The 11,724-nt window shown below is 66.6% G+C and carries 13 protein-coding genes; 4 read left to right on the forward strand and 9 right to left on the reverse strand.

Annotated features, from left to right (window positions below):
* Window positions 1-38 precede the first annotated feature (38 nt).
* Both AC5Y21_RS12220 and AC5Y21_RS12225 read right to left on the reverse strand, forming a co-directional pair.
* A complete protein-coding gene (locus AC5Y21_RS12220) occupies window positions 39-1,949 on the reverse strand; it encodes a serine/threonine-protein kinase (RefSeq protein WP_499912574.1) in 1,911 nt (636 codons plus the stop codon).
* 9 nt (window positions 1,950-1,958) lie between these two features.
* Window positions 1,959-2,372, reverse strand: a complete 414-nt coding sequence (locus AC5Y21_RS12225) for a DUF3151 domain-containing protein (protein ID WP_499912576.1) — start codon at window positions 2,370-2,372, stop codon at window positions 1,959-1,961.
* Between the two features lie 80 nt (window positions 2,373-2,452).
* On the opposite strand from AC5Y21_RS12225, the gene AC5Y21_RS12230 reads away from it, so the two are divergent.
* A complete protein-coding gene (locus tag AC5Y21_RS12230; protein ID WP_499912577.1) occupies window positions 2,453-3,346 on the forward strand; it encodes an Rv0361 family membrane protein in 894 nt (297 codons plus the stop codon).
* A 72-nt stretch (window positions 3,347-3,418) separates the two neighbouring features.
* Here AC5Y21_RS12230 and fbaA read toward each other — a convergent pair whose 3' ends face one another.
* Window positions 3,419-4,450: a class II fructose-bisphosphate aldolase gene (gene fbaA, locus AC5Y21_RS12235; protein ID WP_499912579.1), complete on the reverse strand. Its 1,032-nt coding sequence runs from the start codon at window positions 4,448-4,450 to the stop codon at window positions 3,419-3,421.
* Window positions 4,451-4,540: 90 nt separating this feature from the next.
* On the opposite strand from fbaA, the gene AC5Y21_RS12240 reads away from it, so the two are divergent.
* Entirely contained in the window at window positions 4,541-5,236 is a 696-nt protein-coding gene (locus AC5Y21_RS12240) for a DedA family protein (protein WP_499912581.1), read from the forward strand.
* A gap of 61 nt (window positions 5,237-5,297) precedes the next feature.
* Here the strand turns inward: AC5Y21_RS12240 and AC5Y21_RS12245 are convergent, their stop codons facing one another.
* Window positions 5,298-6,431 (reverse strand): glycoside hydrolase family 76 protein, encoded by a 1,134-nt coding sequence (locus AC5Y21_RS12245; RefSeq protein WP_499912583.1) that lies wholly within the window; start codon window positions 6,429-6,431, stop codon window positions 5,298-5,300.
* Window positions 6,432-6,538: 107 nt separating this feature from the next.
* On the opposite strand from AC5Y21_RS12245, the gene secE2 reads away from it, so the two are divergent.
* Window positions 6,539-6,754, forward strand: a complete 216-nt coding sequence (secE2, locus tag AC5Y21_RS12250; protein WP_499912585.1) for a calcium dodecin — start codon at window positions 6,539-6,541, stop codon at window positions 6,752-6,754.
* Window positions 6,755-6,982: 228 nt separating this feature from the next.
* Here secE2 and AC5Y21_RS12255 read toward each other — a convergent pair whose 3' ends face one another.
* From AC5Y21_RS12255 to ttfA, 5 genes are read right to left on the reverse strand one after another with little or no spacing between them, the layout of a single operon-like run.
* Entirely contained in the window at window positions 6,983-7,627 is a 645-nt protein-coding gene (locus AC5Y21_RS12255; protein ID WP_499912587.1) for a TrmH family RNA methyltransferase, read from the reverse strand.
* Window positions 7,628-7,632: 5 nt separating this feature from the next.
* Window positions 7,633-8,529, reverse strand: coding sequence for a hypothetical protein (locus tag AC5Y21_RS12260; RefSeq protein ID WP_499912589.1), 897 nt, complete (start codon window positions 8,527-8,529; stop codon window positions 7,633-7,635).
* An 18-nt stretch (window positions 8,530-8,547) separates the two neighbouring features.
* Entirely contained in the window at window positions 8,548-9,087 is a 540-nt protein-coding gene (gene pyrE / locus AC5Y21_RS12265) for an orotate phosphoribosyltransferase (RefSeq protein WP_499912591.1), read from the reverse strand.
* The gene (locus AC5Y21_RS12270) at window positions 9,074-9,847 is read right to left on the reverse strand and encodes an SDR family NAD(P)-dependent oxidoreductase (protein WP_499912593.1); all 774 of its coding nucleotides are present in this window, start codon (window positions 9,845-9,847) and stop codon (window positions 9,074-9,076) included. The genes pyrE and AC5Y21_RS12270 overlap by 14 nt, the downstream gene beginning before the upstream one ends.
* 55 nt (window positions 9,848-9,902) lie before the next feature.
* On the reverse strand, window positions 9,903-10,754 hold the full coding sequence (ttfA, locus tag AC5Y21_RS12275) for a trehalose monomycolate transport factor TtfA (protein WP_499912595.1): 852 nt from the start codon (window positions 10,752-10,754) through the stop codon (window positions 9,903-9,905).
* 122 nt (window positions 10,755-10,876) lie between these two features.
* Here ttfA and AC5Y21_RS12280 point away from each other — a divergent pair, with 122 nt between their 5' ends.
* Complete coding sequence (locus tag AC5Y21_RS12280; protein WP_499912597.1) at window positions 10,877-11,698, forward strand: enoyl-CoA hydratase/isomerase family protein; 822 nt, start codon at window positions 10,877-10,879, stop codon at window positions 11,696-11,698.
* Window positions 11,699-11,724 lie beyond the last annotated feature (26 nt).

Below are 11,724 nucleotides of genomic sequence, written 5' to 3' on the forward strand. Positions count from 1 at the left end.
GTGATCACCTGCCAGCGCAGCCGTACCCCGGGCGAATATCATTGCGGGGGGCCCAATTCCAGCACTCTGCCGCTCTTGCATTTGTCAATTCGCTTGCAGTCGGTCACGTAGATGTTGCCGTCCCTATCGGTCGCCAGACCATACGGCTCGGTCAGACCGGGAAACGGCAAATCGGTGGCAGAGGCCGCCCCGGAAGCCAATCTATATATCCGATGCTTGCCCGGGTCGGAGACGTAGACGTTGCCGGCCGGGTCCACTGCGACGCCGTAAGGATTTTCGAGGCCGCCGAACGGCAGCGTGGTGGGTTCGGTGGCGCCAGCGGCCAGTTTCAACACGTGCCGCTCGCCGGTGTCGACGACATAGAGGTTGCCGTGATTATCGACGGCCGCGCCGGCCGCCATGTTCAACAGGGTTGTGGGCATCAGCCGTTCGGGGCTGGCGGCGCCGGGTGCCAGCTTGAATACCTGCCTGAGGCCTTCGTCGACGACGTAGACACAGCCGTCCGTACCGATCGCCACACTAACCGGACTTGTGAGGTGCCCGAATGACAGCAGACTGGGGCCACGGGCTCCCGGCGCCAGCTTCCACACGCCGCTCAGGTTGTCGAGGCTGACGGCGGCGCTGAACACGTTGCCACTGTTATCCACGGCCACTCCGTCGGCTTCAATTCCCCCGAAGGGAAGCTCGTCCGGAGTGGTTCGATCCGGTGCCAACTTCAGGATTTGTCCGCCGCCCGCACCCGGGGCCCCTAGTTCGGCGACGTAAACATTGCCCGCGGTGTCCACCGCCACGCCCCGCGGGTTTTGCAAAGCGGGGAACGGCAAGGTGGTAGCGGTCGTCGACGACGGGCGCGGCCTGGCGGCGGCATGCGGGGCGGGATGCCGGTGAACGATCCCGAGGACGACTGCGGTGGCCGCGACGACCGCGACGACGGCGACGACGGCGATCACTAGGCGGCGGCGGGATTTACGGCGGGTTGGCGGGGCGGGTAGGTAGGGCAGCGGTTGCGGCGGACCCGGCGGCGGGGGGCCCGGCGGCTGTTGCGGCTGTTGCGGCGTCCAAGCGCTGGTGGTTTGACCCTTGTCGTGTGGGTCAAGTGCGCCAAGTGCGCGCTGCGCGGCGATGGCCAGTGCGCCGGCACTGGCATAGCGGTCGTCGGGGTTTTTGGCCAAGCCGCGGACGATCACTTCGTCGAACCCCACGGGAATACCGGGACGCTGCTGACTAGGCAGTGGGATTGGGCTGGTCATGTGCGCGGTCATCAGCTCGGGCAGGTCTTGGTGGTGCGCGTACGGCGGAGCGCCGGTCAGGCACTCGTACAGCACGCAGGCCAGCGAGTAGATGTCAGCGCGGTGATCCACCAGGTTGCCGCTGAGTCGTTCGGGGGCCACGTAGTCGAAGGTCCCGACCGCCTTACCGGGCTTGGTCAGTCTGGCGTCACCCGCGGCGCTTGCCAGCCCGAAGTCAACCAGGCTGGCGAAGTCACCGGCCAGCAGAATGTTGGCCGGTTTGACGTCGCGGTGGATCACCGCTTCCGCACGCGCAGCGTCCAGCGCGGCCGCGATCTGGCGCACAATGGCCACCGCCCGGCCCGGCTCCAGCGTGGTCTCGCGCCGCAGCACGGTCTCCAGATCCACGCCGCGGACCAACCGCATGTCGATGTAGACCTGCCCGTCGACTTCCCCGCAGGCGTGAATGGGCACCACATGCGGCTCGCGCAGCCGACCGGCGGTACGAGCCTCGCGGAACAGCCGTTCCCGGAACACCGGGTTTTGCGAGTAGGTACTGCTCAGCAGTTTCAGCGCCACCACCCGGTGCATGACGGTGTCTTCGGCTTCATAGACCTCACCGAACCCGCCGCTGCCCAACAGCCGCAGCAACCGATACGGCCCGAACGATGCACCGACACGCGAATCCGTCGGCTCACCGCCCGCTGAATCCTCGACCACACCCAGCCCCTACAGGCCCAACGCGGCGCGGGCCGCAGGGTCGCAGTCGTCAAGCAGATCCAGGCAACGCGCGTACTCGTCGGTCTCACCGATCGCGTCGGCCGCGCGTGCCAGCGCCGCCACACACCGCAGAAAGCCGCGGTTGGGCTCGTGCGAGTACGGCACCGGGCCGAAACCCTTCCAGCCGTTGCGGCGCAGCCGGTCCAGGCCGCGGTGATAGCCGGTACGGGCATACGCGTAGGCCGTGATGGCCTTGTCGTCGGCCAGCGCCTCCTCGGCCAGCGCTGCCCAGGCCACCGAAGCCGACGGATGCGCGGCGGCGACGATGCCCGGGTGTTCCTTGGCAAGCAACTCCGCCTCGGCCTCGCTATCGGCAGGTAGCAGGATTGGATCGGGTCCCAGGAGATCACCCATCGGCGTCATGGGTTCTATTTTGCCGTCGGGTTCACAGACGTCTAGCTCGCCATGCCCCCAACCGACGATCCAGTCGTTAAGCTACGACCATGTCTGATGCACCCCGGCCCGACCGCGGCGCGCGGCCGAATCCAGGCGACCCGGCGGGTGAGCGGACGGCAGGGTCTGCCGAGGACCAACCTCTGGTGCCCAGCGACTCCGAGACGGAGACCGTCGTGATTAACAAAGGCGACCCGGACAAGGAGCCGGAGACAAACCCAGAGTTGCCGCGCGAACGCCGCTTCACCGCGCCGGGCTTCGACGCCAACGAGACGACGGTCATCGCCACCGGTACGGACCCGGAAACCGAGATCATCCCGAAACCGCCACCAGCCCGGCCGCGGGGGGCCCAAAAGCCGCCGTCCGCCCCGGCGCCATCGGGCGCGCCGGCGGGGCCCCCCGTGCAGCCAGCCCCGCCGAACCAGGGTTTGCCACCGAAAACTGCGGTGCCACAATCGATCCCGGCTCGCGACGGGGGGAAGTCGCCGACAGCGTCCAAGAACCAGAAGCTGGGTTGGGTGCTTGCGATAGTCGTCATCGTCTTGGCACTAACGGCGATCGCGGTCCTGCTCACCGTGCTGCTGACCAAGCACCACCACCCGAAAGCCTCGCAGGAAGATCGGGTGCGGCAAACCATCCGGCAGTTGGATGCCGCGCTGCAGTCCGGTGATCTGGCGACGTTGCGCGGCATCACCTGCGGCACCACCCGCGACGGCTATGTGGACTACGACGAGCGCGCGTGGCAGGAGACCTACCGCCGGGTCGCGGCGGCCCGACAGTTTCCGGTCATCGACACCATCGACGAGGTCGCCGTCAACGGCCAGCACGCCGAGGCGAACGTCACGACGTACATGGCCTACGACCCGCAGGTCCGCTCGACGCGCAGCTTTGACCTGCAGTACCGCGACGATCAGTGGAAGATCTGCCAGTCCCCCAGCGGCTAGCCTTACCTGCGCGAGCAGACGCAAAAGCCCCCAATTCCGGTTCGAAATGGGGGCTTTTGCGTCTTCTCGGCCTTAGCCGAGCGACTTTCCGGCGCAGTGCAGGTCGTTGCAGGCCTCCACGATGCGTTCGCTCATTCCCGCTTCGGCCTTCTTCAGGTAGCTGCGTGGGTCGTAGACTTTCTTCGCGCCCACCTCGCCGTCGACTTTGAGCACGCCGTCGTAGTTGGTGAACATGTGACCGACGATCGGGCGGGTGAACGCGTACTGGGTGTCTGTGTCGACGTTCATCTTGACCACGCCGTAGCGCAGCGCCTCCTCGATCTCCGACTTCTCCGAGCCCGAACCACCATGGAAGACGAAGTCGAAGGGCTTGGCGTCATCGGAGAGTCCGAGTTTGGCCGCGGCCACCTTCTGTCCTTGGGCGAGGATGTCGGGGCGAAGCTTGACGTTGCCGGGCTTGTAGACGCCATGCACGTTGCCGAATGTCGCGGCAAGCAGGTAAGTGCCGTGCTCGCCGTGGCCGAGCGCGTCAATGGTCTTCTCGAAGTCGTCCGGCGTGGTGTAGAGCTTGTCGTTGATCTCGTTGGCGACGCCGTCCTCTTCGCCGCCCACCACGCCGATCTCGATCTCGAGGATGATCTTGGCGGCCGCCGCCTGCTTGAGAAGCTCCTGAGCGATTTCCAGATTTTCGTCGATCGGCACCGCCGAGCCGTCCCACATGTGTGACTGGAACAACGGGTTCTTGCCCGCTGAAACCCGCTCCGACGAGATCGCCAGCAGCGGGCGGACGTAGCTGTCGAGCTTGTCCTTCGGGCAGTGGTCGGTGTGCAGCGCGACGTTGACGGGGTATTTGGCCGCGATGATGTGGGCGAACTCGGCCAGCGCAACCGCACCGGTCACCATGTCCTTGACCCCGAGCCCAGAGCCGAACTCTGCGCCCCCGGTGGAGAACTGGATGATGCCGTCACTGCCGGCGTCGGCGAAGCCTTTGATGGCGGCGTTGATGGTTTCCGAGGAGGTGCAGTTGATGGCCGGGAAGGCGTACGAATTCTCCTTGGCACGTCCCAGCATCTCGGCGTAGGCCTCGGGGGTTGCGATGGGCATGGAATTCCTCCTCAGGGCGGGATTTCCTCAGTATCGCAATACCCTGACTTGTGTCGATCCGGGTGGGGGACCCCGGTATGTTGTCAGGTCATGAGCACTGCCGTGGTGGCCGTGGGGAACATCCTCGACCCGATGTATTGGTTGGGCGCCCATGGTGTCTTCGGCTCGGCGGTGCTGCCCGGCATCCTGATCATCGTCTTCATCGAGACCGGCCTGCTGTTTCCACTGCTGCCCGGCGAGTCGCTGCTGTTCACCGGTGGTCTGCTGGCAGCGCACCCGGATCCACCGGTCACTATATGGGTGCTGGCCCCGGCGGTGGCCGTGGTCGCGGTGCTGGGCGATCAAACCGGGTATTTCATCGGTCGCCGGATCGGTCCGGCGTTGTTCAAGAAGGAAGACTCCCGGTTCTTCAAGAAGCACTACGTGACCGAGTCGCACGCGTTCTTCGAGAAGTACGGTCCGTGGGCGATCATCCTGGCCCGGTTTGCACCGTTCATCCGGACGTTCACACCGGTGGTTGCCGGGGTGTCCTACATGCGCTATCCCGTGTTTCTGGGGTTCGACATCGTCGGCGGTATCGCCTGGGGAGGCGGTACGACTCTGGCCGGCTACTTCCTGGGCAACGTGCCGTTCGTCCACCAGAACCTGGAAAAAATCATTCTGGGCATTCTGTTTGTATCGCTCTTGCCGGCGTTCATCTCGGCCATTCGGCTCTACCGGTCACGGCATCGAGCGCCCAAGCAAGAGCCCACGGATGAACCGGATCCGGCTGCGTTAACCGAGTAGTGGCGTCAGACCTCGTGGCGATCGCGAGCGCGGCGCAGCCGGGCGAAGCGGGTCGCCACCATCAGAGCTCGTCCGTTTTGTCGTTGACTGCCGCGACGCTGTAGGCGGCCTCCATCAACATCCATCCGGAAATCTGCACCGACAGGTCCCGTTCGGGTATGTCGGAGGACATCACCGCACCCTCGACCGACTGCGCCTCCTGTCCGCGCGCTTGGGGCATTTCCGCGTCGCGGTCCCAGAACGCTCCGAAGACGGGCAGCCCGTCCATCGTCTGCCGGTTGTCCCATGCCGACTCCGCCGACGACAGCACGATGGTGCGGGCGGTGTCGCGGGCCACGACGTCGTCGGCGGACTCGCCCGGCAATGTCGTGGCTACCAGTGCGAGATAGCGCGCAGTGACGCCCCCGAACAGGCCACCATCCCCGCCGCCGGCTCCGTTCAGCACCCCTGACGGCGCCATGTGTTCGCCGACGGCCGCGACCAGCCGATGCACGCGCGCCTGGTGTCGTCCCCGGACTTCTGCGCCGGTCTGGGCGGCCAGCTCGGTTTCCAGCCCGAGGACCACGCCCTGGCAGTAGGTGTACTGCGCGCGAACCAGCGAGCCGGCCTTGATGCCGTCGAACACCAGGTGCGTCTCCGGGTCGATCAGGGTGCGGTCGATCCAGTCCCCCATCTGCTCGGCCCGCTTCAGCCGGTCCCCGTAACGGGCCAGGAAGATTCCCGCCGGGCCGTTGGCTGGGGCGTTGAAGAATTGGTCCTGCTTGCGCCACGGGATGCCGCCGCCGTCCTCGGGCACCCATGCCTTGATGAACTGGTCGGCGAGTTTGGGCAATGCGCGCCGACGCTCGACGCCGGCTATCCGGGCGGCACGTTCCAGCGCCAGCGCCAGCCACGCCATGTCGTCGTAGTAGCTGTTGATCCACGAGAAGTTGTTGCGCAGCCGGTGGGAGCGAACCTGCCGGTTGATTCTGATGCGTCGCTGGGGTTGCGGGTCGCGCAGTTGCGCGTCGACGAGGCAATCCAGCAGATGCGCCTGCCACCAGTAATGCCACGTGCCGAACAACCGGTCTTTCCGGACCGACGGCCAGGCCACCACCCCTAGCTGAGTACCGGGCAACGCCCACAGCCGTTTCAGGTGCCGTTGCGTGACGGCGGCTTCCGCACTGGCCGCCCGGTTCGCCCAAAGCTGCTCCATACCTGCCGATCCTGCCCTATCCGGCGGGCCAGTCGGCGTCGATGCTGGCCAGAGGTTTCGCCGAAGGTCCACGTGACGGTCTCGAGCTGGCTATACGCTTGACACCCATGAGCGTGTACAAGGTGATCGACATCATCGGGACCAGCCCGACATCCTGGGAGCAGGCCGCGGCGGAGGCGGTGCAGCGAGCGCGGGAAAGCGTCGACGACATTCGCGTGGCGCGGGTCATTGAGCAGGACATGTCGGTGGACAGCGCCGGCAAGATCACCTATCGCATCAAGCTGGAGGTCTCGTTCAAGATGAGGCCGGCGCGCCCCAGCTGACCGGTCTTCCGGCGTTGGCTGTGAATCGTTGGCGCCGACTGTGAATCATTGGCGTTCGCGGTGAAGGCAGGGCGGAAAAATCGTCGAATGTCCACCGCCGTTACACGCGCAACGCCGTGGCTTCACACCCAATGCCGTGGCTTCACGCCCAACGCCGTGGCTTCACGCGCAACGCCGTGGCTTCACGCCCAACGCCACGGCTTCACACCCGACGACGCCACGGCACATTCACCAGGCACGTGACATGTCCCCGTGCTGCCTGATCCAGGCATGCATCGCGATCCCGGCCGCCACACCGGCGTTGATGCTGCGCGTCGAGCCGAACTGGGCGATCGACACCGTGACAGCGGCACCCGCGCAGATGTCGTCGGTGATGCCGGGGCCTTCCTGACCGAATACCAGCAGACAGTCCCGCGGCAGCGCCGTCTGCTCCAGGCGCGCCGCGCCCGGGACGTTGTCCACCGCGACGACGGTCAAACCGGCGGCCGCCGCGAAGTCCAGCAGTTCTGCCGCCGTGTTGTGATGGCGCAGCCGCTGGTAGCGGTCGGTCACCATGGCACCGCGGCGATTCCAGCGCCGGCGACCGACGATGTGCACGGTGTCCACGGCGAACGCGTTGGCGGTACGCACCACCGAGCCGATGTTGGCGTCGTGTCCGAAGTTCTCGATCGCGATGTGCAGCGCGTGACGCCGCGTATCGATGTCGGCAACGATCGCTTCCCGGGTCCAGTACCGGTAGGCGTCGACGACATTGCGAGTATCGCCCTCCCGCAACAAGACCGGGTCATATCGCGGATCGTCGGGCACCTCACCCACCCAAGGCCCGACGCCGCCGCCGCTTGCGCCCCACTCGGTGGGCCCAGGCTCGCCCACCTCGTTCACCGCATGGTCCAGACGCCGGCGTGGGTGCCGACTATCGCCACCGTCGCATAGAGCAACGCCTGGTTGATTTCACCCTGCGTGCACAGCGACGCATTGACATGCACCGCGTTCAACGATGCGTCGGGCAGGATCAGCACCGTCGACCCGTACACGGCGCAGGCCGGGCTCAGTTCGCGGCCCGGCAGTGTCGGCGAGGCGAGCAACATCATCGGCCCGCCACGCTTGGCGGAGTCGTCGCGATACCGCTCGGCGACGGCGTCGGTCTGCAGCCCCAGCAGCATGTAGCCGTTGCCGGCGAATGCCCCTGGATCACCGAGCTGCGCCTGCGTTACCGGCGTACCGTCGGCGCGCCAGGCCGACAGGCTGGTGGTCTTGACCACCAAGCCGGTGTCGTTCGCGTTGGTCGGCGGCAAGCCGACCGGAAATGCCGCCGGGTACGCAGCCGAGGTGTCCGGGATGCGGTCGCGCGGCGAGTAGCTGTACACCCCACGCACCTGGCTTCGGTCCTTCAGCGGACCCAGGCACACCGTGCCGGTCAGCCGGCCGGCCGGTGCCGACAGCGGCGTGGTGATGTCGTGCACTTTGGTCATCGCGTCATCGCAGCTGCCCAACGCGTTCGACTCCATCGGGTGTGCCAGCGCACCGTAAAGCCCGAACCGGATGTCGTCGGCCTTTGTGTGCGGCGCCTTCGGGTCCGTCGGAGACGCGTCGACGTCGATCAGCACGTAGTCCTCGTCCCAGCGCAGGTTCGACACGGACATGTTCCAGCCGAGCAGGCCCAGCGATTCACCGAGCCGCACAGCCTGGGCACCATAGGGACGACTGGACTGCTTCGAGTCCGAGCAGCCCACCAGACAGGCTGCCAGGCAGGCCAGAGCAATGAACGTACGCACAGTGATCCCGATGGCGGCCTAGCTCAACCCCAGGTCGGCGAGGCCCAGCACACTGCGGTACGGCAGTCCCTCGGCTTCGATGGCCTGCGCGGCGCCGGTGTCGCGGTCCACCACGGTCGCCACGCCGATGACGTCCCCGCCCGCGTCTCGGACGGCACGCACCGCGGTCAGCGCCGAATCACCCGTCGTTGAAGTGTCCTCCACCACCAGCACGCGCTGACCCGACACCTCGGATCCCTCGATAAGACGTTGGAGGCCATGGGTTTTCACGGACATCCGGACTACGAACGCGTCGATCGGACGACCGGGGGCGTGCATGATCGCCGTCGCTACCGGATCGGCGCCCAGGGTCAGTCCGCCGACGACGGCGTAGTCCCAGTCGCGCGTGAGTTCACGCATCAGGCGGCCGATCAGCGCGGAGGCCCGGTGATGCAGGGTGGCGCGGCGCAGGTCGACGTAATACTCCGCCTGCTTGCCCGACGACAGCGTGACGCGGCCGTGCACGACCGATAGCCGGCGCACCAACTCGGCGAGTTCCGTCCGGTCAGGTTCGGCCACGGCCGCCGCCGACTCGTCTGCCGGTGGCCCGCAACAGGTTTCGCGGAATGAGCCGGCCGGCGGTGACGATCGTCTTGTACTGAATGCTCGGAACGATGATCACCTTGCCGCGAGCGATCTCGGCCAGGCTCTCGCTGACCACGTCGTCGACCTCGAGCCACATGAACGACGGCACCTTGGGCTGGTCGATCCCGGCCCGGGTATGGAATTCGGTGTGCACGAAGCCCGGACACACGGCATGCACGCTCACACCGGTGCCCGCCAATCCCCCGGCCAGGCCCTCGGTGAACGAGATCACCCAGGCCTTGGACGCCGAATACGTCGACCCCCGCCCAGGCACCAGACCGGCCACGCTGGCGATGTTGATGACGGTTCCGGCGCCGGCGTCGAGCATGGCCGGCAGTGCGGCGCGAGTCAGGTGCATCACCGCGGTGACGTTGACGTCGAGCTGCTTTTGTAGCAGGGCCGGATCGGCCGTCCAGAATTCGCCGGACGTGCCGAAACCGGCGTTGTTCACCAGGACTCGCACACCGGCAGCCAGCCGGTCGACGACTTTATCGCGGTCGGCGGGCTCCGCGAGGTCTGCGGGCAAAACCTCGATCTGTCCCGCATCCGCCCGTAGCTCTTCGGCCAATTGCGTCAACTTGTCGACGTCGCGGGCGACCAGCACCAGATCGTATCCGTCGCGTGCGTAGCGTCGCGCGTAGCCGGCGCCGATCCCAGACGTGGGCCCGGTGATCAGGGCGACAGGGCGGGGCATGAGCGACATCCTAACGACGACCGCTTAACCGGCCCCCGGCCCACCCCGCGCCCGATCAGTGCTGATAGTTCGTGGCCTGCTGGCCGTTGCGGCCGGTCGGCGGCTGGCGCCGAGTGGACTGAGAACGTCCCTCATCGCGGTGGATCGGCTCCGGCCGGCGACCCGCGTCGGACAGCAATCCGGCGACGTCGGTCCCGGCACGCCTGGGCGGCAACTCGGCCCGCGCGGCCTGCGCCAGCGGACGGCTCGGCGCCGTGACTCGGGGCGTCGGCGCCCCCGTCTCTTGAGGAGTGTCCTGGGGCAACGGCGGCAGTACCCGCAGCAGGTCGTTGAATTGGCGAACGGTCCGCAGACCCTCGTCCCACTGGGTGCGAGTGCTGCCGATCGGCATGCTGATCAGCGTCCAGTTCTGCTCGTTCCACATGATCTCGGCGCAGTCCGGTGCGGTGTGGGCAAAGGTGACCATGCGACGGTCGCAGGCCCGCCGGGCGGCATCGAGGTTGGTGGAGTACACCATCCGCGGCCCGATCGCACCCAACAGCCAAATGTCGCTCTCGCGTGGCTCTTTGAGCCCTTTGAGCCGCAGGTCCACCACGACGTTGGTGCCCACCTTGCGGTGCAGCGCGATAACCGTGGCGACTTCCTCGATATCGAAGATGTACACCGCTTCGCCGCGGATCTGACCCAGCACGACGTTCTCGGCGACGACGTCGCCGACCGTCGACATGACGCCGCGCTTCCAGCGCTGCAGTATGTCGGTTGATTCGGGCTCGTAGTCGAATCCGTGCGACCGGGCCCACGATTTCCGTCGCCTGCTTCGCGCGCGCCGCCGATCGAGATCGACATACAGCAGCACCGCCGCACCGACGAAGCACAGTGCGGACAGCGTGAACCAAAGCGGAACCATCCCGACAAGAGTATCTGCTGTTAGACCCGAACAGAGAATCCGACCAGGTCACAACCAAATTAAGGTTTGCTGGCGCCGGAAACTCGTACCTGCCCCGCCCGGACTCCCCTAGTGTTCCGGCCATGGCCTATCGGGATTACCAGCTGCTTCGGATCGCAACGCAAGACGGCATTTGTCGGGCGACGATCGATAATCCGCCGATCAACCTGCTGGATATCCCCCTGGCAGACGAGATCGGCCGCCTCACCGAGGAGGTCGCGGCCGACGACGAGGTGCGGGTGCTGATCGTCGACTCGGCCGACCCGGAAATCTTCATCGCACACGCAGACGCTGCGATGATTCTGGACCTGCCGATGGACGACATCGCTCTGCACGACGAGCTGTCGTTCTTCCATGCCGCGATGGAGCAATTCCGGATGCTTCCCAAGGCCACCATCGCCATCATCGAAGGCGTCTGCCGCGGCGGGGGAAGCGAGTTCGCGATGGCCTTCGACATGCGCTATGCCGCACTCGGCAAAGCACGCTTTGGCCAGCCCGAGGTAGCCGTGGGGGGGATCATCCCCGGCGGCGGCGGCACCCAGCGGCTACCCCGCCTGGTTGGCCGGGGCCGAGCCCTCGAAGTCATTCTCGGCGGCCTGGACGTCGACGCCGCGACCGCCGAAGCCTGGGGATACGTCGACCGGGCGCTGCCGGTCGACGAGCTGCGGCGGTTTGTCGACAAGCTGGCCGCACGCATCGCATCGAGTCCCGCAGTGGCGATCGCGAACGCGAAGCGCGCGGTCGACGCCGCCATCGACGGGCAGGCCGATCTTGCAACCGGCCTGCGCATCGAGGATCAGCTGTTTCGCGAAGCGCTCGCGCAGCCGGTCGCCAGGGAGCGGCTACGGGCGGTCATCGACGCCGGCGCCCAGACACGCGACTTCGAGCTGGGCAAGCGGCCGTAGCCCGAAGCGGCATCGCCGCTTAGCCC

The sequence above is a fragment of the Mycobacterium sp. NGS41 genome, assembly GCF_059812725.1.